Annotated in this window: 24 protein-coding genes, 2 rRNA genes and 1 other annotated feature (1 of these 27 only partly in view); of the genes, 1 reads left to right on the top strand and 25 read right to left on the bottom strand. The window is 46.1% G+C overall.

Features of this window, described 5'->3' with window-relative positions; genetic code table 11:
* Nucleotides 1-59: a sequence feature (ribosomal protein L10 leader region), on the bottom strand; it reaches 94 nt to the left of the window's first position.
* A gap of 73 nt (nt 60-132) precedes the next feature.
* The 15 genes from rplA to BK126_RS27665 form a co-directional block, all read right to left on the bottom strand.
* Entirely contained in the window at nt 133-825 is a 693-nt protein-coding gene (gene rplA / locus BK126_RS27735) for a 50S ribosomal protein L1 (protein ID WP_076315692.1), read from the bottom strand.
* A gap of 83 nt (nt 826-908) precedes the next feature.
* Nucleotides 909-1,334, bottom strand: a complete 426-nt coding sequence (gene rplK / locus BK126_RS27730; RefSeq protein WP_047914102.1) for a 50S ribosomal protein L11 — start codon at nt 1,332-1,334, stop codon at nt 909-911.
* Between the two features lie 84 nt (nt 1,335-1,418).
* Nucleotides 1,419-1,952 (bottom strand): transcription termination/antitermination protein NusG, encoded by a 534-nt coding sequence (gene nusG / locus BK126_RS27725; protein ID WP_047914103.1) that lies wholly within the window; start codon nt 1,950-1,952, stop codon nt 1,419-1,421.
* Nucleotides 1,953-1,974: 22 nt separating this feature from the next.
* Complete coding sequence (gene secE / locus BK126_RS27720; protein WP_047914104.1) at nt 1,975-2,166, bottom strand: preprotein translocase subunit SecE; 192 nt, start codon at nt 2,164-2,166, stop codon at nt 1,975-1,977.
* 22 nt (nt 2,167-2,188) lie between these two features.
* Nucleotides 2,189-2,338, bottom strand: a complete 150-nt coding sequence (rpmG, locus tag BK126_RS27715) for a 50S ribosomal protein L33 (RefSeq protein WP_072735843.1) — start codon at nt 2,336-2,338, stop codon at nt 2,189-2,191.
* 351 nt (nt 2,339-2,689) lie between these two features.
* Nucleotides 2,690-3,334: an RNA polymerase sporulation sigma factor SigH gene (gene sigH / locus BK126_RS27710; RefSeq protein ID WP_076315691.1), complete on the bottom strand. Its 645-nt coding sequence runs from the start codon at nt 3,332-3,334 to the stop codon at nt 2,690-2,692.
* A 171-nt stretch (nt 3,335-3,505) separates the two neighbouring features.
* Entirely contained in the window at nt 3,506-4,030 is a 525-nt protein-coding gene (locus tag BK126_RS27705) for an NYN domain-containing protein (protein ID WP_076315690.1), read from the bottom strand.
* A 12-nt stretch (nt 4,031-4,042) separates the two neighbouring features.
* Nucleotides 4,043-4,783, bottom strand: a complete 741-nt coding sequence (gene rlmB, locus BK126_RS27700; protein WP_076315689.1) for a 23S rRNA (guanosine(2251)-2'-O)-methyltransferase RlmB — start codon at nt 4,781-4,783, stop codon at nt 4,043-4,045.
* 37 nt (nt 4,784-4,820) lie between these two features.
* The gene (locus tag BK126_RS27695; RefSeq protein WP_076315688.1) at nt 4,821-5,276 is read right to left on the bottom strand and encodes a Mini-ribonuclease 3; all 456 of its coding nucleotides are present in this window, start codon (nt 5,274-5,276) and stop codon (nt 4,821-4,823) included.
* On the bottom strand, nt 5,273-6,670 hold the full coding sequence (gene cysS / locus BK126_RS27690; protein ID WP_076315687.1) for a cysteine--tRNA ligase: 1,398 nt from the start codon (nt 6,668-6,670) through the stop codon (nt 5,273-5,275). The genes BK126_RS27695 and cysS overlap by 4 nt, the downstream gene beginning before the upstream one ends.
* Nucleotides 6,671-6,717: 47 nt before the next feature.
* Entirely contained in the window at nt 6,718-7,398 is a 681-nt protein-coding gene (gene cysE, locus BK126_RS27685) for a serine O-acetyltransferase (protein WP_076315686.1), read from the bottom strand.
* A 529-nt stretch (nt 7,399-7,927) separates the two neighbouring features.
* Nucleotides 7,928-9,382 carry a glutamate--tRNA ligase gene (gene gltX / locus BK126_RS27680; RefSeq protein WP_076315685.1) on the bottom strand — a complete coding sequence of 485 codons (1,455 nt, stop codon included), beginning with the start codon at nt 9,380-9,382 and terminating at the stop codon, nt 7,928-7,930.
* Between the two features lie 23 nt (nt 9,383-9,405).
* Nucleotides 9,406-9,894, bottom strand: a complete 489-nt coding sequence (gene ispF, locus BK126_RS27675) for a 2-C-methyl-D-erythritol 2,4-cyclodiphosphate synthase (protein WP_047914111.1) — start codon at nt 9,892-9,894, stop codon at nt 9,406-9,408.
* A 4-nt stretch (nt 9,895-9,898) separates the two neighbouring features.
* On the bottom strand, nt 9,899-10,585 hold the full coding sequence (ispD, locus tag BK126_RS27670) for a 2-C-methyl-D-erythritol 4-phosphate cytidylyltransferase (protein ID WP_076315684.1): 687 nt from the start codon (nt 10,583-10,585) through the stop codon (nt 9,899-9,901).
* Between the two features lie 82 nt (nt 10,586-10,667).
* On the bottom strand, nt 10,668-11,756 hold the full coding sequence (locus tag BK126_RS27665) for a PIN/TRAM domain-containing protein (RefSeq protein WP_076315683.1): 1,089 nt from the start codon (nt 11,754-11,756) through the stop codon (nt 10,668-10,670).
* Nucleotides 11,757-12,003: 247 nt separating this feature from the next.
* Here BK126_RS27665 and BK126_RS27660 point away from each other — a divergent pair, with 247 nt between their 5' ends.
* Nucleotides 12,004-12,399 carry a nucleoside triphosphate pyrophosphohydrolase family protein gene (locus BK126_RS27660; protein ID WP_076315682.1) on the top strand — a complete coding sequence of 132 codons (396 nt, stop codon included), beginning with the start codon at nt 12,004-12,006 and terminating at the stop codon, nt 12,397-12,399.
* 181 nt (nt 12,400-12,580) lie between these two features.
* Here the strand turns inward: BK126_RS27660 and pssA are convergent, their stop codons facing one another.
* The 10 genes from pssA to BK126_RS27610 form a co-directional block, all read right to left on the bottom strand.
* Nucleotides 12,581-13,309 (bottom strand): CDP-diacylglycerol--serine O-phosphatidyltransferase, encoded by a 729-nt coding sequence (gene pssA / locus BK126_RS27655; RefSeq protein WP_076315681.1) that lies wholly within the window; start codon nt 13,307-13,309, stop codon nt 12,581-12,583.
* A gap of 54 nt (nt 13,310-13,363) precedes the next feature.
* Nucleotides 13,364-14,440 carry a DNA integrity scanning diadenylate cyclase DisA gene (gene disA, locus BK126_RS27650; RefSeq protein ID WP_076315680.1) on the bottom strand — a complete coding sequence of 359 codons (1,077 nt, stop codon included), beginning with the start codon at nt 14,438-14,440 and terminating at the stop codon, nt 13,364-13,366.
* Between the two features lie 13 nt (nt 14,441-14,453).
* On the bottom strand, nt 14,454-15,821 hold the full coding sequence (gene radA / locus BK126_RS27645; RefSeq protein WP_076315679.1) for a DNA repair protein RadA: 1,368 nt from the start codon (nt 15,819-15,821) through the stop codon (nt 14,454-14,456).
* A gap of 270 nt (nt 15,822-16,091) precedes the next feature.
* The gene (gene clpC / locus BK126_RS27640) at nt 16,092-18,542 is read right to left on the bottom strand and encodes an ATP-dependent protease ATP-binding subunit ClpC (protein WP_076315678.1); all 2,451 of its coding nucleotides are present in this window, start codon (nt 18,540-18,542) and stop codon (nt 16,092-16,094) included.
* A 213-nt stretch (nt 18,543-18,755) separates the two neighbouring features.
* Nucleotides 18,756-19,817, bottom strand: a complete 1,062-nt coding sequence (mcsB, locus tag BK126_RS27635) for a protein-arginine kinase McsB (protein WP_076315677.1) — start codon at nt 19,815-19,817, stop codon at nt 18,756-18,758.
* 31 nt (nt 19,818-19,848) lie between these two features.
* Nucleotides 19,849-20,370, bottom strand: coding sequence for a protein-arginine kinase activator protein McsA (gene mcsA / locus BK126_RS27630; RefSeq protein WP_076315676.1), 522 nt, complete (start codon nt 20,368-20,370; stop codon nt 19,849-19,851).
* A gap of 50 nt (nt 20,371-20,420) precedes the next feature.
* Entirely contained in the window at nt 20,421-20,882 is a 462-nt protein-coding gene (locus tag BK126_RS27625) for a CtsR family transcriptional regulator (RefSeq protein ID WP_076315675.1), read from the bottom strand.
* A gap of 399 nt (nt 20,883-21,281) precedes the next feature.
* Complete coding sequence (locus BK126_RS27620) at nt 21,282-22,448, bottom strand: GNAT family N-acetyltransferase (RefSeq protein WP_076315674.1); 1,167 nt, start codon at nt 22,446-22,448, stop codon at nt 21,282-21,284.
* Between the two features lie 199 nt (nt 22,449-22,647).
* Nucleotides 22,648-22,764: ribosomal RNA gene (gene rrf, locus BK126_RS27615) — 5S ribosomal RNA — on the bottom strand.
* A gap of 298 nt (nt 22,765-23,062) precedes the next feature.
* Nucleotides 23,063-23,289, bottom strand: a 23S ribosomal RNA gene (locus tag BK126_RS27610); the annotation flags it as partial.

Raw genomic sequence — 23,289 nt, 5'->3', positions numbered from 1 at the left:
GGTAGGAAATTAAGCTTATAACAAGCACCTACTGTCTACGGTAAGCATATTCGAATTTAAGGGTCAGTCACTTATGACTTAACAACTTTTACAGAGTAACAGATTCAGCAGACCAAAGTCAACTGGTATTTATTATCTGTAAGAAGCTGTATTCACACGAGCACCAGGTCCCATTGTTGAGGACAGGCTGATGTTTTTCAGGTAAACACCTTTTGCAGCAGCTGGTTTAGCACGGTTAAGTGCATCAATCAGTGCTTTAAGGTTATCATTCAACTGCTCAGCAGAGAAAGATACTTTACCGATTGGCGCGTGAATTTGACCTGCACGATCCAGACGATACTCGATTTTACCGGCTTTAATTTCTTGAACAGCCTTGGAAACATCGAAAGTAACCGTTCCGGCTTTAGGGTTAGGCATCAGGCCTTTACCGCCGAGCAGACGGCCCAATTTACCTACTTCACTCATCATATCAGGTGTAGCTACGCAGACATCGAACTCGAACCAACCTTGTTGGATTTTGTTGATCATATCTTGATCCCCAACAAAGTCTGCTCCAGCTGCTTCCGCCTCTTTCGCTTTTTCACCTTTTGCAAATACCAATACGCGTTGTGTTTTACCTGTACCGTGAGGCAAGACAACAACACCACGCACAGCTTGGTCTTGTTTACGTGGGTCTACGCCCAAACGAACTGCAGCTTCAACCGTTTCGTCGAATTTAGCAGTCGCTGCCTTTTTGACAAGCTCTACAGCTTCCAAAGGCTCGTAGCTTGCTTCGCTGTCAATCAGCTTAGCAGCTTCAACATATTTCTTACCATGTTTAGCCATGTTTCTATTCCTCCTTTGTGGTTTTAACGGATATACCTCCCACATGGCGGGCGCTTATAAGGCCCGCGTTACGAACACTTCAATTAGTCTTCGATGGTGATACCCATGCTGCGAGCAGTACCTTCTACCATACGCATTGCAGACTCAACGTTCGCAGCGTTCAGGTCAGGCATTTTTTGCTCAGCGATTTGACGAACAGTATCGCGTTTAACAGTTGCGACTTTTTTCTTGTTCGGCTCACCGGATCCTTTTTCAAGTTTAGCAGCTACTTTAAGCAGAACTGCAGCCGGTGGAGTTTTGGTGATGAAAGTAAAAGAACGATCTTCAAACACCGTGATTTCAACTGGAATGATCAAACCTGCTTGATCGGCTGTACGAGCGTTGAATTCTTTACAGAATGCCATGATGTTGACACCCGCTTGACCCAATGCCGGACCTACCGGAGGCGCAGGATTCGCTTTCCCTGCAGGGATCTGCAGTTTTACCATTTTGATTACCTTCTTGGCCATGTAAGACACCTCCTTGCATCAATAGTGGTCGACGAGCTTCATAAGCCCTCCCACAAGAAACCAATTTCAGCTTCGATAAAGCTTCTATAATTTCTCCACTTGAGTATAATCCAGCTCAAGCGGGGTTTCCCGTCCAAACATGTTGACGTGAACTTTCAGTTTACTTTTCTCAGCCAATATTTCTTCCACGGAGCCCACAAAATTCGCAAAAGGACCAACCTTAATTCGTACAGATTCCTTAATGTCGAATTCAATCTTCGGTTTCGGTTCTACCACACCCATATGCTTCAGAATCTGTTCAACTTCATCTGGCAGCAATGGTGTCGGCTTTGAACCTGACCCTGTCGATCCTACAAACCCAGTTACTCCAGGCGTGTTGCGAACAACATACCAGGAATCATCCGTTTGAATCATTTCGACCAGGACATATCCGGGGTAAATCTTACGCATGACAGTCTTTTTCTTACCGTCCTTATTCACCACTTCTTCTTCCATTGGAACAAGAACACGGAATATCTTGTCCTCCATGCCCATGGACTCTACGCGCTTTTCCAAATTGGCTTTGACTTTGTTCTCATACCCTGAATAGGTATGAACGACATACCATCTTTTTTCCATATCAAGCCACCTGGGACCCTTCTTAAATTATCGCATCGATCACATAGGAAATTCCGATGTCAAGAACCCAAAAATAAAGCGTGATAACTATAACCGTCCCCAGAACAATCAGGGTGTAGTTAGTTAACTCTTTACGATTAGGCCAGCGAACTTTTTTAAGCTCTGCCCAGCTTTCTGAGAAAAAGGAAAACAGAGACTTGAAACTACGTTTCACGCCGACTACACCTCCAAATTAACTATCTGGTTTCGCGATGAGAAGTCTGCTCGTTACAAAACTTGCAAAATTTCTTCATCTCCATGCGGTCAGGGTGATTACGCTTGTTTTTTGTCGTTGTGTAATTTCTTTGTTTGCAATTCGTACAAGCCAAAGTAATAATTACCCGCATGATGTGCACCTCCCGAAGACATCCGAAGCATTATCAGAAGTCTCTAAATTGATCCTAAAAAAAAGCGCGAATTTAGGCCTACCTAAAACACTTTATCACAAGGGTATATTCATGTCAATGCAAGAATAAGCCTTATTCACTGGCTAAAATAACCTGTAGTCGGCGAACTTTCAGGTCTCATTTTGTTCTCAGAAAGCGTCTCTCTCCTATGCAACCGATAAATTGGACGAACACGAATGATAGAAACGCCAATATTAAACAGTATTAAACATTCCTTTGTTTTTAAACGTCCTGTCTTTGCTGCAAGCAAAAAAAGACTCTTATTCGAGTCTTTCTTCAAGTTGTATTATTCTAATTATCTCGTACTTCAAGATATTTCTCAAGTTTGCGCTTAACTCTCTGCAGTGCATTGTCGATGGACTTCACATGACGATCCAGATCAACCGCTATTTCTTGATAGGATCTGCCGTCTAAATATAGCATCAATACTTTGCGTTCCAGATCACTTAAAATCTCGGACATCTTGTCTTCCAAGCCGACAAACTCTTCCTGATTAATTATAAGCTCTTCAGGGTCACTCACCTGGGATCCACAAATGACATCCAGCAGCGTACGGTCTGACTCTTCATCATAGATCGGCTTGTCCAAAGAAACATACGAATTCAGCGGAATATGCTTCTGACGAGTTGCAGTCTTGATGGCTGTAATAATCTGCCTGGTTATACATAACTCTGCAAATGCCTTGAATGAAGCCAGCTTGTCCCCTCTGAAATCACGTATCGCCTTGTAAAGCCCGATCATTCCTTCTTGAATGATATCTTCCCTATCGGCACCGATTAAAAAGTAAGATCTTGCTTTGGCGCGTACAAAATTGCGATACTTGTTGATCAAGTATTCCAGCGCATCACTATCGTTGTTATGAACCGCTTGGACAATATCCTCATCGCTTAGGTAATCAAACTCGGACAACATGATATCTTTGAGGTCAACACTCACTAACAATCCCTCCGGCTGCAACGCAAGGAACCCCGTCACCTATCAAAATAATAGCATCAGTATAAATGATCGAACCTTCCATCGTCAACCACACACCGCCTAAAAAAGAAAAGAATGATATAAATGTCAAGAGATACATAATACCAATTATTTACACTCTGAGGGTATTTGTCAATCTCTTCTCCACTGCTCGAACAATTTTCGCATTTCCGGTGTGAGCTTTGAATCTATTGTATTTTTTGTCGATTTTTTTTGAAAATCTTCTTTGATACGTTTACCCACTTCCTTCTCATTCTGTTCCAGCTCAATCAGAAGTTCGCGTGCAGACAGGCGGAGTGCACCTTGTCCAAAAATGACATGCTGCTCCACCATATCGCTCGTTGCCACATAGATCTGACGTCTGCGGGAGCTGAGCTCGCCAACAAGACGCTCGATGCACTCGTCTGCCGTTTCTTTTTCTTTTGTGAAATAGACCTGAACTTTGTTCTCCGTAAAGGATTTGCCCAGGCCGGGAACTCGGTACGCATCAAATACGACGATGACTCTTCGGCCTGAGAAGCCCTGGTATTCAGCAAGCTTCGCCAGAAGCTTGTCCCGAGCTCCATCCAGGTCCGTCTGAGCTAGCGTATATAGCTCCTTCCACCCTCCGATCATGTTGTAGCCGTCCACGAGAAGCACATCACGGAGATCCTTCATGACCCGCCAGCCCTAGGCCTTTCGGGATCGGAGCACTTCGTACATGACGACACCGGCTGCAACCGAGGCGTTCAATGAATTGATCTGTCCTGCCATTGGAAGCTTGAGAAGAATGTCGCATTTTTCTCGAACCAGGCGGCCCATGCCCTTGCCTTCGTTTCCAATCACTATCGCAACAGGCCCTGTAAACACTCCATTGCCGAAGACAGATTCCGTAGCTCTTACATCAGTGCCTACAACCCAGACTCCCGCTTCCTTCAGCTCCTCAATCGTTTGCGCCAAATTGCTTACTCTTGCCACAGGTACATATTCAGCAGCTCCAGCAGAGGTCTTGGATACTGTTGCTGTCACTTGCGCCGACCTTCTCTTTGGCACGATGACACCATGCGCACCTGTGCAATCCGCTGTCCGCAAAATAGAGCCGAGGTTGTGGGGATCTTCAATCTCATCCAGCAGTACTAGAAACGGAGGTTCTCCCTTCTCCTGTGCAGAAGCAAGGATATCCTCAACTTCAGCGTATTGGTAAGGTGCAGCCTGAGCGACCACTCCTTGATGCTGGATGCCGGGAACCATCTGATCCAGTTTACGCTTATCCACTTGCTGTATGATGACGCCCGCTTTTTTGGCTTCTGCAATAATTGGCATCGTCAAGTGCTTCTGGGCTTGGTCGGCAATCCACACTTTGTTTAACGTTCTTCCGGAACGCAGCGCCTCGATAACCGAGTGCTTGCCGGCAATCCATTCTTCTTCCATATTTCCTTTATCCTCCTGGCTGACGCCTTCAATTCGATTAGTTGTTGTTCTCCTGCTGCATTTGTGTAATTCCCAGATCTATCAGTTCGCGCAGCCGCGCTTCCTTTTTGCTTAAGTACAAATATCCGACAAGACATTCAAATGCTGTCGCATGGCGGTATTGCTGTACATCCGCATTTTTCGGCACGCTCGACTTGGCATTACGTCCTTGTCTAACAACGTCCTGTTCCTTGTCATCCAGCATCGACTCGATTAGGGACAATATTCGACTTTGTCCTTTAGCTGACACGAAACTGGTCGCCTTTTGATGAAGGTGATGCGGACGCAGGTTGGGCTTCGACAGCAAATATTGCCTTACCGCTACCTCGTATACCGCATCTCCGATATAGGCCAGCGCAATGGGCGGAATCAGCTCCGGCTTGCGTGAAGGAGAGTAAGGAAATAACCAATCCCGCTCTCCTTGTTCATTAAGATGAGTATCTAGTTCACTCATTTGCGCCGCCATCTTATGCCTTGAGCTGTATCTTCGATAACAATGCCCATAGCCGTCAATTCATCACGAATTTCATCTGCGCGCGCCCAATTCTTCGTTTTACGTGCCTCGTTACGCTCTGCAATCAGTTTCTCTACATCCTCATGCAGACCATCTTCATCCGATGTATATATACGGAGCACTCCGTTCATCTCATCAAATGCTGTCAGTACCGCCTCAAGCTCAGAACGGTTAGCCACTTCAGCCTGAAGAAGGCTGTTGACCTCATTTACCCATTCAAACACAGCCGTAATAGCATCTGGTGTATTAAAATCATCCTGCATTTTCTCATGGAAGCTGGCCAGAATTTCGGAAAGCTTCGATTTCAGCTCCTCGGATACAGGCTGGTCCAGAGTGACCGTTCCAAGACGGTGCTTCACATTATTTACCGCAATCGCAATCCGATCCACACTGTTCTCGGCCTGCTGCATAATATCTTCACTGAAATTGAGTGGATTCCGATAATGTGTCGACAGCATAAAGTATCGAATGGCTTCACGGCGATAGAGATTACGCAGATCTTTTACCAAAATACCGTTACCCAACGATTTCGACATTTTCTCGTTATCGATTCGAATGAAGCCGTTATGCATCCAATAATTGGCCAGCGGCTTGCCTGTTAGTGCTTCAGATTGGGCCACTTCACACTCATGATGCGGGAACTGCAGATCTTGGCCGCCTCCATGAATATCCAGAGTGTCACCGAGCAGCTTGCGCGCCATGGCCGAGCACTCGATATGCCAGCCGGGACGTCCCGGACCCCAAGGGCTTTCCCAATAAATTTCACCGGGCTTTGCTGCTTTCCATAGAACAAAATCCTGCGGATTTTCTTTGCGTTCATCAACACCGATTCGGATGCCGAACTGAAGCTCATCGAGATTTTGCTTAGAGAGCTTGCCATACTCTGGGAATTTGTGTGTGCGATAATACACATCCCCGCCATTCTCATAAGCAATTCCTTCCTTGAACAGCTGATCAATAAAATCAATGATCAAATCCATATTCTCGGTAACTCTCGGATTATGGGTTGCTCTTGGAATGCCCAGTCCATCTAGGTCTTCGTAGTACGCTTTAATAAAACGATCGGCAACCTGCGGCACTGTGAGTCCTGTCTGCTCTGCTTTTCTTATCAATTTATCGTCTACATCCGTGAAGTTAACGACATAATTCACATCATTACCCACCGTCTCTAAGTAGCTGCGAACTACGTCGAAAAATATCATCGGCCGTGCATTTCCGATATGGATATAGTCGTATACTGTCGGTCCGCACACGTACATTTTCACTTTTCCCGGCTCCTGTGGAGTAAATACATCCTTGCTCCTTGTGAGCGTATTATAAATATGAAGCGCCATAATTCACGTTCCTTTCAATACATTTCAATCATTATATTGTACCACGTTTACGATTTGTTACCACGTATGACCGCTTCTTTACGGCCCTCTTCATTCGCAGCGGATCTAAGCTGATCCAGCTCCGCTCGCAAAGTGATCAACTCTTGCTGCAGCTCACGCATGGAATCAACAACCGGATCGGGCAGCTGCTGGCTTAGTCGATCCACTCTCCGGCCATCCTGCTTAACGACCCGGCCTGGAATACCAACGACCGTACTATTTGGCGGAACCTCTCTTAGTACCACGGAATTTGCTCCAATATTGCTGTAATCCCCTACTTTGAAGGATCCCAACACTTTGGAGCCTGAGGATATCACCACATTATTACCAATGGTAGGATGTCTCTTTCCTTTCTCTTTACCCGTTCCGCCTAGGGTCACACCTTGATAAATCACCACATCATCACCAATTTCGCATGTTTCCCCAATGACGACCCCCATACCATGATCAATAAAGAGCCGATTCCCGATGGTTGCCCCCGGGTGAATCTCTATCCCCGTCATAAACCGGCTGAATTGAGAGATAATTCTGGCCACAGTGTACCATCCCCATCGGTAAAAATGATGCGCCAAGCGATGGGCCCAGATGGCATGTAAGCCGGAGTAAGTAAAGATCACTTCAAACCGACTTCTAGCAGCCGGGTCGTTATCAAAGACGGCCTGAATATCAGATTTCAATTTCTTAAACATATCTGTTCCCCTCTTCGCATCATTTGCCCGTTCGTCTTCCTTAAGCTTGATTCTGCTTAGTAGCTTATGGAATCAAAAAACGCCTCTGCAGCCAGATTCGGCTGCAGAGGCGTCTAAAAAAATCGCGGTTCCACTCTGCTTAGGATTCGCATAACGCACGCATCCTATCTCGGACGTCCGTAACGAGGACGAGACGTCGCTACCTACCCGAAGTAGCTTTCCAGCAAAAGCGGAAAGGTCCAGGTTCGGAGGCGCAGCTCCCAGGCGCATTTCGATCAGCAGAGCGTGAGATAACTTCCAGCCTTGAAGACTTGTTAGAGTCTTACCCGGTTATCTTCTCTGGTCCACGTTCATGACTGTGTACTTCTCCTGTTCACAGCTGTTCAGTATATTCATTCTTCCCCATACGGGTACGCTTAATCACATTAGGACAAACAGAGCCTGCTTATCTTGATGTAGTGCTTTTTATATATCTTAGCGAAAAGAACTTCGGCTGACAAGGATTATCCTTACCAGCCTCAGTACAAATTTAAAATTGGGCTTTCAATCGGCTTAACACCTTATCGCGGCCCAATAGATAAATGGTTGCATTCAAGTCCCGGCCATGGGTTTGGCCTGTCAGTGCCACACGAATCGGCATGAACAGCTGTTTGCCCTTAAAGCCTGTTTCTTTCTGCACTTCTTTGATCAAAGCCTGCATATGGGAAGCCGTAAAGTCAGCGGAAGCCTCTACTTTCTCAGCGAAAGCCTTGAGGACCGTTGGAACCTGCTCTTCCTTCAGCACCGATTCAGCTTCACCTTCAAATTGCACTTCATCCTTGAAGAACAAGGAAGCGAGCTCCACAATATCGGATGCTGCAACCATCTGCTCCTGATACAGCGCCACCAGCTCTTCTGCCCATGCCTGCTTGTCTGCATCAAGCTCATCTGGAAGCAGTCCCGCTTGCTGCAAGTGCGGAATCGCAAGATCCGCGATTCGCTTCGGCTCCGCATTCTTGATATAAGCGTTATTAAGGTGAGCCAGCTTATTCGTATCAAATACCGCAGGAGACTTGGACAGCCTTGACGGATCAAAAATCTTGATCAGCTCGTCCTTGCTGAAAATTTCCTCTTCCCCTTCCGGAGACCAGCCGAGCAGTGAAATATAGTTAAACAATGCTTCCGGCAAATAACCGAGCTTGTCGTATTGCTCAATAAATTGAATAATCGATTCATCGCGCTTGCTGAGCTTCTTATGATTCTCATTAACAATGAGGGTCATATGACCGAATACCGGCGGTTCCCAGTCAAAAGCTTCATAAATCATCAGCTGGCGAGGTGTATTGGAGATATGATCCTCCCCACGCAGAACATGGGTGATTTTCATCAAATGATCATCAAGGGCAACAGCAAAATTGTACGTTGGAATGCCGTCTTTTTTGACGATAACGAAATCCCCGGTTTCTTTGGAATTAAAGGAAATGGTTCCTTTAACCATATCATTAAAGGTGTACACTTTCTCTTCCGGCACACGGAAACGGACACTTGGCACGCGGCCTTCGGCTTCATACGCCTTGCGTTCCTCTTCCGTCAGGTCACGGTGCTTGCCGGAATAACGAGGTGTTTCCCCGCGCGACATCTGCTCCTCTCGCTCCGCTTCAAGCTCTTCCTCTGTACAGTAACAGAAATAAGCGAGGCCGCGGTCAATCAAATCCTGCCAGTATTTCTTATAGATATCGAGACGCTCTGTTTGACGATAAGGGCCATATTCACCCCCAACATCAATACTCTCATCCCATTCCATGCCGAGCCATTTCAAATACGTCAGCTGGCTCTCTTCTCCGCCTTCAATGTTCCGCTTCGTATCCGTATCTTCAATGCGGATAATAAATTTCCCGCCTTGATTTCTCGCATATAAATAGTTGAATAATGCCGTTCTTGCATTTCCGATATGCAAATGTCCTGTCGGACTCGGCGCATAACGCACGCGAACCTCCGTGCTCATAATATCCCCTCCGATTCATTATTTCAAGATGATAGCACAGGTTGGATCAGGCATACAACCGATTGCGCAGCAATGCCCTCACCCCGTCCCGCAAAGCCAAGCTGCTCTGTAGTCGTCGCTTTTACATTAACTTGAGAGAGCTCTGCACCAAGCGCCTTAGCAATGATCTCTGCCATTTGCGGAATATAGGGAGCCATCTTTGGCTTTTGAGCAATAATCGTCGAATCCACGTTGCCCAGCTGATAGCCCCGCTCTACAGCAAGCTCCCATACTCGCTCCAGCAGCTTAAGACTATCCGCGTCTTTAAATACCGGATCCGTATCCGGAAAGTGCTTGCCGATATCCCCAAGACCCAGCGCACCAAGTATGGCATCACTTATCGCATGCAGAAGCACGTCCGCATCGGAGTGCCCCAGCAGTCCTTTTTCATAGGGAATCGTGACTCCCCCAATGATACAGGGTCTGCCCTCCACTAATTGATGAACGTCAAATCCTTGTCCTACACGGATCATAAGTCTACTCTCCCCTTTTTTGCATAAATACAGCATAATCCAGATCATCCGGCGTCGTGATTTTAATATTCGTATACCGGCCTTCTATGACCTTTACCTGCTTCCCAAGCCGTTCAATCAGCATCGCGTCATCTGTGCCGAGAAACGCCTCCTGCTTCGCCCGCTCATGTGCCTCAAGCAGTGCAGACAGACGAAAAGCCTGTGGTGTTTGGATACTCCACAGACTTCGCCGATCCGGCGTGGACATGATAATGCCCTCTTCATTTACTTGTTTGATCGTGTCCTTTACAGGTACTGCAAGCACAGCGGCCCCATGCTCCATCGCAGCTTCCATACAGTTCTCGATAAGCTCCGGCGTCACAAAAGGCCTGACTCCATCATGTACAAGCACATAATCAGAAGTAAGCTGCTTCAAGCCTGCATACACAGAATCCTGCCTTTCAGAGCCTCCTGCAGTTACCCGAACCTGAGCTTCAAGGCCATATCTACGAATCCACTCTTCACAGCGTTTAACGTCTGCAGCACCGGTAACGACAATCATCTCTTTGATTCGTGACACACGGCTGAACACCTCAAGCGTATGTATAAAGATGGGCTTGTCCTGCAGCAGCAGAAACTGCTTGCTCTCCGCGTAACCCATACGCGTACCCTTGCCTGCTGCCACAATGACGGCTCCCCATGAATTGTTCATGCTCTTAAACCCCTGCCTTGTTCATCTGCTTAAGCATTCAGCGCATTCAGCGATTGGAACACTCAATCTCCATCATACCGCTTTATTGAGCTTTTTCCAACAGTTTCGGCTTGGCAAAAATCATTCGTCCTGCAGAGGTTTGGAGAACGCTTGTCACAAGCACCTCCATCATCGTACCGATATATTCTCTTCCGCCCTCGACTACAATCATGGTGCCGTCATCCAGGTAGGCTACGCCCTGACCATGCTCCTTGCCGTCCTTGATGATCTGGACCATAATTTCCTCACCTGGCAATACAACCGGCTTGACTGCATTAGCTAAATCATTAATGTTCAGTACCGATACGCCTTGAAGCTCACATACTTTGTTCAGATTAAAGTCATTGGTTACGACCTTGCCCTGAAGTACCTTGGCGAGCTTAACCAGCTTGCTGTCCACCTCAGATATTTCTTCAAAATCGCCTTCATAGATCAGTACTTTAATCTCCAATTCCTTTTGAATCTTGTTAAGGATGTCAAGCCCGCGGCGTCCGCGGTTTCGCTTGAGCAGATCTGAGGAATCTGCAATATGCTGGAGCTCCTCCAGTACGAATTCAGGGATGACGATGGTCCCTTCGATGAACCCTGTCTTGCAGATGTCCGCAATCCGGCCATCAATAATGACGCTCGTATCTAGTATCTTATGCTCTTCAATCCGTCTGTCTTCACTTATCGCACCGTTATTCCAACGTCCTGAAGTCCAGAACGTTCCTAGGTCCTCTTTCTTCGCAAGACCCACCCGAAGTCCCATGTAACTGAAGACAAGCATCATAGCCACTTGAAGCAGCTCTCCTGGCTTACCAAGCCAATTGAATGACGGATAAAGAAGTATAGCGAACAATAATCCAATTCCCAGCCCCAAAGCCCCCGCTGCCAATTCACTCATAGGAACACGAGCGAGCTTCGTTACTCCTTCTTCTACCCTTAAATTCACCACAGAACCAAGTGAACTGAATAGTAAAGTAAATACGGCAACCCCTGTCAGCATCCATAACGCAAGTGCTGTTGTCGTCCCCAGCCTGTCTGCCAGTTCACTTAACCAAGGGACCGTTACTCCTACTGAATGATATAACGCATAACCAGACCATGCTCCCATGAGTCCGGTCAATGTTAAAATGACTTTTTTCCACATGTCCCTTCACCTCCTTTGACCTTTTCCTTATCCAGTATGAACCAATTCAGAAGGTCCTAATCCTGTAGGGCAGGATATTTAAGGAAAAATATCTCAACAATCTCCTCTCCATTCACATGAAGGTGATTAAAGCACATTTGATGCTACGTCCCGGGATAAGTATCTAACTGTAAATCATGGTTGAAAATGGTTTGTAGGGTGGCATATAATAAATTCAACTGAAAACACACCGAGGTGAATATAAGGAATGAGCACTTCCAGCCTGCAAACCTTTCAAGACCAAGTATCCGAATTGTTGCTCCGTCACCGTAGTCTGATTGATGTGTTGTCAAAGTTAGGACAAGCCGATGCTTCTGTTAATCGTGCAGTTTCCAAAGCCATTACGGAATGCGGATGTATTGAACTTCATGCTTCCAAGCAGTCATACACACCTAACGGGAACTTGGAGGACGCTAGATCTTCTGTAGAGACGCATGTACATGGAGATCTGTGCGATCATTGTAAAGAGATTGTCAGCTCAGAGCTTGGACGCAATCTGTTCTATATGTCGGCGCTTTGCAATCTGCTCAATATTCAGCTCGAGGACGTCCTTGAGAATGAAGCCAACAAGTGTTCCACACTAGGCATATTCAACCTATCGTAACGAAATTCAAATGTAAGTAAATACTTAATAAGTTCTGCCAATATACACAGCCTTCTACACCCTATTGATCCTCGCTGCTATGAATGAAACAGTACACAAAAAAAAGCATTTATTCTCGTCGTGTTATACGAAAGAATAAATGCTTTTTTTATTTGAATGAGCATCTCGGCTCGATATTTCCCTAATAACGATGTGATGTTTCGTCTTCCTGGCTCTTGTTCCGATTGCGTCTGCGATGAATGTAGCGTTGTACACTATGGTACATGCCGTATACGGCATACAACACCAAAGGAATAAATACAAACATGGATAATTGCTCAGAGAACAAAAATGCAAGTGCAATCGAAAACAAAACGACTAATGGAGCGATCCATACTGCTTTTTTGGGAATGCCTACTTTTTTGAAATTCGGATATTTCAGCGAACTGATCATGAGATAGGATAACAGCAGTGTAGCCACCATCATAAAGGGTGCAGAAATATCTTTGTTAAATAAGGACAGCAGTGCAAGTACACCACCTGCCGCCGGTATCGGCAGTCCTGTGAAATAACCGGGAATCCCGGGTTTAACATTAAATCGGGCTAACCTCAGTGCACCGCATATCGGAAATATGCTGGTTACGATCCAGGCAATACTTACTGGCGCTTCCTGAAACGAAACGGTGTACATCAGATAAGCCGGGGCGGCACCAAATGATACAATGTCAGATAGTGAATCCAGTTCTTTACCAAATTCGCTCTGAGCATTCAGCGCCCTTGCAATCCGGCCATCCAAGCCATCCAGAAGCATAGCAATAACCACCATAAAAGCGGCTAGCGTATACTGATCTTCTGAGGCCAGCAAAATGGCAATCATTCCGAGTGATAAATTACCCAAGGTAAATAAATTCGGAATTGATTTCGTTATCATCACGTCACCTCGTATGTGCGGCAATAAAAATAATCATATGTCATTCTGAGTTATTTAGATCTGTCTGTCAATGAACATTTGCTCCTGCAGGCGCTTCAATCCATCCTTAATCGTACGCGCACGTACTTCTCCGATACCGTCAACTTCGTCCAATTCTTCAATGGTTGCCATAATGACGTGCGGCAAATGTTCAAACTGCTCCACCAAATTATGAATGATTACATTCGGCAGACGTGGGATCTTACTGAGAACACGGTACCCTCTTGGAGCCACTGATTCTTCAGAAGTCGCAGCGGATGCGGGATATCCGAGCAAACGAGCAATATGGTGGGTGTCCAGCAGTTCATCATCTGTTGAACGTTTGAGCCCATTCACGATCTCTTTGATCTTCTCATCGCTGTCATCCTTGGCATAATCCTTATACAGAAGCATCGCTTCTTCTTCCGTATTACTGACAAGCTCCTCCATTTGCATGGAGATAAGCCGTCCTTCATTACCCAGCTCATTAATGTAGCGCTTGATCTCCATCTTAATCCGAAGCACCATTTCCACACGCTGAATGACATTCACAACCTCAGGTATGGTCACGAGCTCTTCAAATTCAGACGCGCTGAGATTGGTCAAAGATTGGTTGAGCACGGCCCTGTATTTCTCAAGCGTTTGGATCGCCTGATTTGCTTTGGTCAGAATTACGCCGATTTCCTTCAATGCATACCGCAGTGTACCTTGGTAGAGCGTAATTATATTACGTCTTTGCGATATCGATACAACGAGCTTGCCTGTCTGCTTCGCAACTCTTTCGGCAGTTCTGTGGCGAATTCCTGTTTCTGAAGACGAAATAGAGGAATCAGGAATCAACTGCGTATTTGCATACAAAATCCGTTTTAAATCCTCACTTAAGATAATGGCTCCATCCATCTTTGCCAGCTCATATAGATAGTTTGGAGAAAAATCACAATTGATTGAAAAACCGCCATCCACAACCTCCATTACCTCGGGACTGTAGCCTACGACGATCAGCGCGCCCGTTTTTGCACGCAACACGTTCTCGAGTCCCTCTCTAAATGGCGTTCCGGGCGAAACCAATCTTAAGAGATTATTCATTTTATCCAATTGGCTCGATTCTTTCATCTTTCAATGCCCCCTAATCTAAAGCAACCGCTAGTGCATCTCCGACGGTGTTTACACCGATAAGTTCTATTCCCTTCGGGTGCTTCCAGCCTTTTAGGCTCTTCTCTGGCATAATCACCCGTTTGAATCCAAGCTTCTGCGCTTCTTTGGCTCTCTGCTCCGCACGAGACACAGCCCGAACCTCACCCGTAAGGCCTACCTCTCCAAATACAACATCATATGGTTTGGTCGGCATATCCCGGAAGCTGGATGCAACACTGACAGCAACCGCCAAATCAATAGCGGGCTCATCCAGCTTCACCCCTCCGGCGACGTTTATATAAGCATCCTGGTTCTGTAAGAACATACCCTGGCGCTTTTCCAATACGGCGATGATGAGGGCCATACGATTGTAATCTACACCGGTAGCCATGCGTCTTGGAGAAGGGAACTGGGTTGCGGATACCAGCGCCTGAAGCTCAACAAGCATTGGACGGGTCCCTTCCATGCTGGCAGCAACAGTGGAGCCTGCTACCCGAAGCGGTCGTTCAGACAAGAACATCTCGGATGGATTGGCAACCTCGGTTAACCCGATTTCACCCATCTCAAAAATCCCCATTTCATTGGTTGAGCCAAAACGGTTCTTCACCGCACGAAGCAGCCGGTACGTATGATGTCTCTCGCCTTCAAAATAAAGCACGCAATCCACCATATGCTCAAGCATTCGCGGTCCTGCAATAGCACCTTCCTTAGTAACATGCCCTACAAGCACGGTCGCAATGCCCTGTCCTTTAGCGATTCGCATAAATCTTGAAGTACATTCTCTAACTTGTGCCACACTGCCCGGCGCACTCGTAATTTCCGGTAAATATACCGTTTGAATGGAGTCAATAACTAGAAAATGCGGCTCCACCTGTTTGACGGCTTCCTCAATCCGTTCCATGTTGGTTTCGCTGAGCACATACAGCTCAGGAGACAAGGCTTCCAGCCGATCTGCACGCAGCTTCGTCTGTCTTACCGATTCCTCACCGGAAATATACAGTACTCGCAATCCTGCTGTGGTCATGGCATGAGAGGTTTGCAGCAGCAATGTGGATTTACCGATGCCCGGATCTCCACCGACTAGAACAAGTGAGCCCGGAACGACTCCACCGCCGAGCACTCGATTCAGCTCTTTAATACCCGTCAGGATGCGGGGCTCCTGGTCACTCTCTATGTTTATGATGGGCTGAGGCTTTTCTTTACTATCAAAAAGGGAAGATCCTCTCCCTTGTGTCTTAACAATACTTTCGGTTTCCTCCACCATGGAGTTCCAGGACTGACATCCTGGACATTTACCATACCATTTAGGGGCTTCATAGCCGCATTCGGTACAGTAAAACTTCGTTTTAACTTTAGCCACTTCACTTCTCCTTATTTTTACACTATTCGACTAAAATCGTCTTTAAGTGCAAATGCCGAATTTACTAAAAAAGGATTTAATAAAAGTTTAACATTGAATGCATTTTGACGTAAAGCTTAATTGCCAAACTTTACACAGGATGTATTTTTTCCAAGTCATCACTCTGAAATTGATGTGTATCTATTATGCATTTTTCTTAAAAAAAGGGTTCTTATCGCTCACGCGACAAGAACCCTTTCCAGTATATTCAGTTAGGCTTATCTACAACAATTAAGATGAGCTTGTTGTTGATACATTATCTTTTTTGGTAACAACCAGAGCTCCATCATTCACATCGATTAGAAGAGAATCACCCTTCGTCACGTTACCCGTGAGCAGCTCTTCAGAGAGTCGGTCTTCAATGTGCTTCTGAATTGCTCTACGAAGCGGTCTTGCCCCGTAAGCAGGATCAAAGCCTTCTTTGGCAAGGAATGCCTTCGCTTGATCGGTCAGCTCGAAGTCGACATCATACTCACGCAGACGTTTACGCAGCTCCTCCGCCATCAAGGTAACAATCTCACCGATATGTTTCTCCTCAAGGGAATGGAACACGATGATCTCATCAATCCGGTTAAGGAATTCAGGACGGAAGCTCTTCTTCAGTTCATCCATCACTTTACCCTTCATGTTGTCGTAATTCGCTCCAGCATCTACAACCGCTGTAAAGCCCAGTGTAGAATTACGTTTAATCGCATCTGCACCCACGTTCGACGTCAATATAATGAGCGTGTTGCGGAAGTCGACTACACGACCCTTCGAATCCGTCAGTCGTCCGTCTTCCAGCACTTGAAGCAGGATATTGAATACTTCCGGATGGGCTTTTTCAATCTCATCCAGGAGAACGACAGAGTACGGCTTGCGGCGTACTTTTTCAGTCAGCTGTCCGCCTTCTTCATAGCCTACATATCCCGGAGGCGCCCCAACCAGTCTGGATGTGGAGTGCTTCTCCATGTATTCCGACATATCAATCCGGATAACGGCATTCTCATCGCCAAACATTGATTCAGCAAGTGCGCGAGCCAGCTCAGTCTTACCTACCCCAGTTGGTCCCAGGAAGATAAAGGAGCCCATTGGACGTTTCGGGTCTTTCAGACCGGCACGTGCCCGGCGGATTGCACGGCTGACTGCTTTGACGGCCTCATCCTGCCCGATAACACGCTCATGCAGAATTCCTTCCATATTCATCAGTCGATCCGTTTCTTCCTGCTTCAGCTTGTTGACAGGCACACCCGTCCAGCTGGCTACGACCTGTGCGATATCCTCAGGAGTAACCTCGGAGTCCGTGCGGCCTTGTTTTTCCTTCCACTGATTCTTCGTTACATCAAGCTCTTCGCGAATCTTCTGCTCTGTATCTCGCAGGGCAGCAGCCTTCTCGAATTCCTGGCTCTGAACAGCTGAATCCTTCTCTTTACGGATATCATCAAGTCTGTTCTCAAGCTGCTTAAGATTAGGCGGTACTGTATAAGAGTTGAGCCTTACTTTGGAGCCCGCTTCGTCAATCAGGTCGATCGCTTTGTCCGGCAGGAACCGGTCTGTGATGTAACGATCAGACAATTTAACTGCCTGTTCAATCGCTTCATCCGTAATTTTCACACGGTGATGAGCTTCATAACGATCTCTCAAGCCGTGCAGGATTTGAATTGCTTCATCCACGGAGGGCTGATCCACATTAATCGGCTGGAAACGACGCTCAAGCGCAGCATCTTTTTCAATATATTTACGATACTCATCCAGCGTAGTCGCACCAATACATTGCAGTTCTCCACGAGCCAAAGCCGGCTTCAGAATGTTAGAGGCGTCAATAGCTCCTTCTGCTCCCCCTGCTCCAATAAGCGTATGCAGCTCATCAATGAAGAGAATAATATTTCCTGCCTGGCGGATCTCATCCATAATCTTCTTCAGTCTGTCTTCAAATTCACCACGGTATTTCGTTCCTGCAACGACTGAGCCCATATCCAGAGTCATTACGCGTTTGTCACGCAGCGTTTCAGGAATTTCATTCGCGATAATCTTCTGAGCTAGGCCTTCAGCGATCGCTGTTTTACCTACCCCTGGCTCACCGATTAATACCGGGTTGTTCTTCGTACGACGGCTGAGCACCTGAATAACACGTTCGATCTCTTTACTCCGGCCGATCACCGGATCAAGGTTGCCTTCCTTCGCAATGGAAGTAAGGTCACGCGCAAGGCTGTCCAGTGTTGGTGTGCTAACGTTAGCCTGGGCTCCATTGTGACTGGACACCGCTTCGCTGCTTCCAAGCAATTGGAGCACTTGCTGACGAGCTTTGTTCAGGCTGATGCCCAGGTTGTTCAGCACTCGTGCTGCTACCCCTTCACCTTCACGGATAAGGCCGAGCAGAATATGTTCGGTTCCAACGTAGGTATGGCCCAGTTTACGTGCTTCATCCATCGAAAGTTCAATGACTTTTTTGGCACGTGGTGTATATGCAATGTTCGTAGGCTGCTCTTGGCCGCGGCCAATAAGCGTTTCTACTTCATCTTGAATTTTCTCAAGTCCTAGACCCAGACCGATCAGAGCTTTGGCAGCAATGCCTTCCCCTTCACGAATCAGGCCGAGCAAAATATGTTCGGTACCGATGTTATTATGACCTAAACGAACCGCTTCTTCTTGAGCTAAAGCCAGCACTTTTTGCGCTCGTTCTGTAAATCTTCCAAACATCATAGTTCTTGCACCTCCACAAGTTTAATTGCCTATATCTCTATCCAGATTGCCTCAAGGACAGCTCTGGCCGACAATCGTCGGTATCATCCCAAGCCGATTGCGATCCTCCTGTTAACTTATACAAGAACAGCAATCAGTCAGGTTATTACTGTTATAATATCCAATAAAATAACGTATGGCTATGACGGTGAATCGAATTACTTTTGCAGGTTGCTAATGCTTCAGAACATCTCGTATCATTTGTGCACGGTAGATGTCTCTCGCATTGGGATCCAAGACTTCTTCACCGAATTTTTTCTGTAAAAATCCAGGCTGAGTCATGACATTCAGTTCATTCATTTGCACAATAGAAGGCTCTTCAATCAAGCCAAGATCAATGCCTAGACGAACATCTGACAAGCGCTGCGCTGCTTCCTTGGAATCCATAATCACCGCATGGGATAGAATCCCGTAAGAGCGCATGACCCGGTCCATAATCCGCTGCTTCGAATCACGCATCAGTCTCTCGCGTGCATTGCGCTCATGGCCAATAATTTGAAGCACGACACTATATAAGTTCTCAATAATTTCGGCTTCAGACTGTCCTAATGTAATTTGATTCGATATTTGAAACAGATTTCCTGTCGCCTCACTGCCTTCTCCGTAAATTCCGCGAACCGCGAGACCTACTTGAGATACAGCAGTAAGCACTCGGCTAATTTGCTTCGTCATGACAAGAGCAGGTAAATGCATCATTACGGAAGCTCGGAGACCTGTACCCACATTGGTAGGACAGCTTGTTAGATAGCCCCTTCGGTCATCAAATGAGTAATCAATATGGGCTTCGAACACATCATCAATTGCTGATGCTCTCTTCCATGCTTCCTGCACCTGGAAACCCGGGAATAAACATTGAATACGCAGGTGATCCTCTTCATTCACCATAATGCTGATGGATTCATCTTCACTGAGTATGACAGCTCCGTTTCTCGATTCGTTCGCAAGATCAGGGCTGATCAAATGTTTTTCCACCAGAACTTCTTTATCGAATTGATCCAGTTCATTCAGATTCAGTACATGGAATTCACCAAACCTATGAACCTCCTCAAATCCAAGAACATCAATAATGTTACGACGTACTTCTCTCGACTGCTCTTCTGTTGCCAGCATTGGAAACGGAAAGCTCTGTATATTACGAGCGACTCTTACCCGGCTACTGATGACAATCTCTGAGTCAGCAGCGGTATTCCGCATCCAATCACTAAGTGGTTTTTCGGTAAACCGGATATCCGACATGGTGCACACCTCCTTACTCTATTACCAAACTTTACTCCTGTGCTATCTCTTTTTCAAGCTCACGAATCTGGTCACGCAATTTAGCGGCCTCTTCGAATTCCTGCAGATTGATCTTCTCCTGCATTTCACGCTTCAATTCATCCACTCTGCGTTTCAAATGAATTTTCTCACCTGCGCGAACCGGAACTTTCCCGATATGTGTAGTGTTGCCATGCACCCGCTTCAGCAGCGGATCCAAGCGGTTTGAGAAATGATTATAGCAGGAACTGCAACCAAATCGGTTCAGCTTACTGAACTGACTAAATGTCATTCCGCATTGCTCACAGCGAAGCGTCTCCGGTGAGGGTGCTCCCGCTGTTTTATATTTACCTGACTCAAAATCCATAAGTCCTGACAAGAGCCCGTGAATAGAAAAGCCATTAGAGATGCCTGAGATATGGTCCCCTTTTTCCTTAGCACAGTTCTCACAGATATGGAATTCCGTCTTCTCTCCGTTTACAATCTTCGTAAAATGGAGCGTAGCCGGGCGTTCATTACATTGTTGACACATCATGACCGCTTACCTCCTTTGCCTTACATTCTTGATCATATGAACAATCCTATTCATTTGCCCAAGACCGAGATCAGCATTGCTTTGAGCATTCGAGCGCGAATCTGATCACGATAGGGAAGTTTAATAAGCAGTACTTCTCGCGATATAGCCGCTTTGACCAAAGCGGCCTCTCTACGGTTGAGGAATCCGGCCTCTTCCAGCTGATAGATAAGCCCTTCTGCTGACGTCTGATTAATCTCATCTCCAATATGCTGATGAAAATGCCCATTTAGAGCAAACTGTGCAGGAAGCTCCACACGCTGAATGCGAATATAGCCGCCTCCGCCACGCTTACTTTCCACCAGATAGCCTTTCTCAAGGGTAAACCTTGTGCTGATGACGTAATTAATCTGAGACGGTACACAAGAGAACTTATCTGCGAGATCGTTTCTTTGGATCTCAATCATGCCCTCAGAGCTATCCTGCAAAATATTTTTCAGATATTGCTCGATAATATCAGAAATATTGCGCATTCTACATCCCCCACTATATTAGCCCCTTAAATAACTTAAATTCATTACATTAAATTACAATGCTAATCTGTATCTAAGGGAAAGGCTTCCCAACTGGGGTCACTATCCATCCTTAAAATTACCCATCTTGGACGGATTGCGAATCTCATTCATCTAGAAAACTCCATGAGAAGTCCTGCTACCCCTGATACATTACTCTGTTTGATCTCTGTTGACTTTGACTTTCTTTGACTTTGTATTCATTATACCACATTATGTAGAATTCTCAAGAGGGGTTCCTTTTTCATTTTTCTCATTTTGACCTAAAATATGCGTCTTACGAAAAAAACTCCCCTGCATTGTTCAGGAGAGTTCGATCTTCAAGTGTCATACTTCGGCTAAGAAGCATCAAAGTTAAATTTAGAAGAAGTCCATAAAAAGTGTTCGTCCGGCAGGAATCACTCGATCCAGCTCTGTTGCTCGAAGCGGATTACCTGCTAATCGTTCCATTAAATAAAGTTCACGTGGCCGCTTGTAGCCCATAAATAACGCTGTAATGGATTGAATGTCACCAGATATATCAGCAGTTAACTTATCATCAGAAGAAAGAGGTTCTATATTACCTTGTCCATCCTCGCTTACAGTCAGGTGCCAATATCCCGTATTCCAGGAGGCGGCAGAATCCTCTACTTGGATGACCAGATCCAAGCTGTGATTCACTTCAAACGGATATAGAGCAATAAAAGCACTAAGATCGACAATACGTGCCATAAAATAAGGAACAAGCTCCTGCTTCACTCTCGGCTCAGGTAACAAGAAGGGCAGCTCGTCATCTACAGGTACCATATTCATCTTAAACTGTTCACTAGGATGGTTTGCAAAATAAGTCAGCAGCGCCCGGCGTGCATTCTCATTCAGATAAACAAATTCATCGCATATAAGCTCTTTGTCTTTATTCTCGTAAAGCACATAGCCTTGCGGCTCTCCTTCAGAAGAGTAGTAAACTGCTGTGTGTCCATTTCCGTTCAGCACGGAGCGCTTCCACCATACTTCATCACGGACTAACGTGCCATTATAACGACTAGCGAAGGATTGATATAATCCATCAAGTGTAGCGATATCCGTTACATCACGGACAATTTTCCCTTCGTAATCAACTCTTGGCGGGAGCTGGTGAGCTTGAATGAAATACCTTTTGTACTCAGCAAAGACCTCCCAGCCATATTTACGGTAAAATGGCACCAAGAAAGGGTGTAAGAACGATAAGGTCTGTCCCTGATTCTTCATTTCCTGCAGCGCATGCTTGAGCAACTGAGCAACATGTCCCTTTCTACGATTTTCCGGCCAAGTGGCGACCCCGGCAATGCCTCCCATATCAAATACTTTGCCATTTATATATACTTGCAAAGGCAATAGAGTCAGCTTCGCTTGCAGTTCAGCTTCATCAAACAAGCCCCAGTACTGCTCGGGAACGAAGTGCTGTCGCCGCTGTTCCTTCTCTTCAGCAGTCAGCTTATATCTAAAAGCATATTCAGATAACTGTGTACTTACATCAAACTCTTCCATATTTAATTGCCGAATCTTCATGGTCCCACCTCACTATTTTTATCATTTAGTAGGTTAGCATAATTCTAGTGTATATGTATTTAAAAAAGCGAATTAAAGGATCTAGTCTAGCAAGAGTGTGTCAGATCTATTGATAAATGTCAATCTCAAGAGTTTTATGTGAGAGGTTATGCACGTAAAAAAAGACACTATCGAATTTCATCGATAGTGTCTTTTGTGTGCTTGGCGACGTCCTACTCTCCCAGGACCCTGCGGTCCAAGTACCATCGGCGCTGGAGGGCTTAACGGTCGTGTTCGGGATGGGTACGTGTGGAACCCCTCCGCTATCGCCACCAAACAAGCATTTGTGCAACAAATGCGATCCGCGTTGGTTTCGGTACATCACGCTTCGTGAGTATGAAACCAATAGCGTTAGGATTTTTGCGCTGTGATATCTTCGGCGAATCATCACCAGCAAAATATCAATCCTTAAAAAGGACATGCAGCGTAAAATCTTTACAAGGAATTTACTCCCTGAAAACTAGATACGAAACAATGAGCGATGTTAGAATCTTTGTTTACCCGGTTTTATTCCGGTCCCCGAGAAAGTATTCGGATTCACCTTCGAAGCATTCGCTTCACTTTCTTGGTTTTTTTTGGATAAGCCCTCGACCGATTAGTACTGGTCAGCTCCATGCATTGCTGCACTTCCACCCCCAGCCTATCTACCTCGTCGTCTTCAAGGGGTCTTACTAATTGGGAAATCTCATCTTGAGGGGGGCTTCACGCTTAGATGCTTTCAGCGCTTATCCCGTCCGTACATAGCTACCCAGCGGTGCTCCTGGCGGAACAACTGGTACACCAGCGGTACGTCCATCCCGGT

Origin of the sequence: Paenibacillus sp. FSL H7-0326 (assembly GCF_001955535.1) — a bacterium.
Classification (GTDB): domain Bacteria; phylum Bacillota; class Bacilli; order Paenibacillales; family Paenibacillaceae; genus Paenibacillus; species Paenibacillus shunpengii.
The sequence above is the reverse complement of the archived record's forward strand: the minus strand, read 5'-3'. Positions and strand labels throughout refer to the sequence as shown.

Bases quoted from the DNA above. Each gene is read 5' to 3' on its own strand.
- rplA (WP_076315692.1), bottom strand. From the start codon at position 825: ATGGCTAAACATGGTAAGAAATATGTTGAAGCTGCTAAGCTGATTGAC.
- rplK (WP_047914102.1), bottom strand. From the start codon at position 1,334: ATGGCCAAGAAGGTAATCAAAATGGTAAAACTGCAGATCCCTGCAGGG.
- nusG (WP_047914103.1), bottom strand. From the start codon at position 1,952: ATGGAAAAAAGATGGTATGTCGTTCATACCTATTCAGGGTATGAGAAC.
- rpmG (WP_072735843.1), bottom strand. From the start codon at position 2,338: ATGCGGGTAATTATTACTTTGGCTTGTACGAATTGCAAACAAAGAAAT.
- BK126_RS27705 (WP_076315690.1), bottom strand. From the start codon at position 4,030: ATGAAGGATCTCCGTGATGTGCTTCTCGTGGACGGCTACAACATGATC.
- rlmB (WP_076315689.1), bottom strand. From the start codon at position 4,783: ATGGAAGAAGAATGGATTGCCGGCAAGCACTCGGTTATCGAGGCGCTG.
- BK126_RS27695 (WP_076315688.1), bottom strand. From the start codon at position 5,276: ATGAGTGAACTAGATACTCATCTTAATGAACAAGGAGAGCGGGATTGG.
- cysS (WP_076315687.1), bottom strand. From the start codon at position 6,670: ATGGCGCTTCATATTTATAATACGCTCACAAGGAGCAAGGATGTATTT.
- cysE (WP_076315686.1), bottom strand. From the start codon at position 7,398: ATGTTTAAGAAATTGAAATCTGATATTCAGGCCGTCTTTGATAACGAC.
- gltX (WP_076315685.1), bottom strand. From the start codon at position 9,382: ATGAGCACGGAGGTTCGCGTGCGTTATGCGCCGAGTCCGACAGGACAT.
- ispF (WP_047914111.1), bottom strand. From the start codon at position 9,894: ATGATCCGTGTAGGACAAGGATTTGACGTTCATCAATTAGTGGAGGGC.
- ispD (WP_076315684.1), bottom strand. From the start codon at position 10,585: ATGAACAATTCATGGGGAGCCGTCATTGTGGCAGCAGGCAAGGGTACG.
- BK126_RS27665 (WP_076315683.1), bottom strand. From the start codon at position 11,756: ATGTGGAAAAAAGTCATTTTAACATTGACCGGACTCATGGGAGCATGG.
- BK126_RS27660 (WP_076315682.1), top strand. From the start codon at position 12,004: ATGAGCACTTCCAGCCTGCAAACCTTTCAAGACCAAGTATCCGAATTG.
- pssA (WP_076315681.1), bottom strand. From the start codon at position 13,309: ATGATAACGAAATCAATTCCGAATTTATTTACCTTGGGTAATTTATCA.
- disA (WP_076315680.1), bottom strand. From the start codon at position 14,440: ATGAAAGAATCGAGCCAATTGGATAAAATGAATAATCTCTTAAGATTG.
- clpC (WP_076315678.1), bottom strand. From the start codon at position 18,542: ATGATGTTTGGAAGATTTACAGAACGAGCGCAAAAAGTGCTGGCTTTA.
- mcsB (WP_076315677.1), bottom strand. From the start codon at position 19,817: ATGTCGGATATCCGGTTTACCGAAAAACCACTTAGTGATTGGATGCGG.
- mcsA (WP_076315676.1), bottom strand. From the start codon at position 20,370: ATGATGTGTCAACAATGTAATGAACGCCCGGCTACGCTCCATTTTACG.
- BK126_RS27625 (WP_076315675.1), bottom strand. From the start codon at position 20,882: ATGCGCAATATTTCTGATATTATCGAGCAATATCTGAAAAATATTTTG.
- BK126_RS27620 (WP_076315674.1), bottom strand. From the start codon at position 22,448: ATGAAGATTCGGCAATTAAATATGGAAGAGTTTGATGTAAGTACACAG.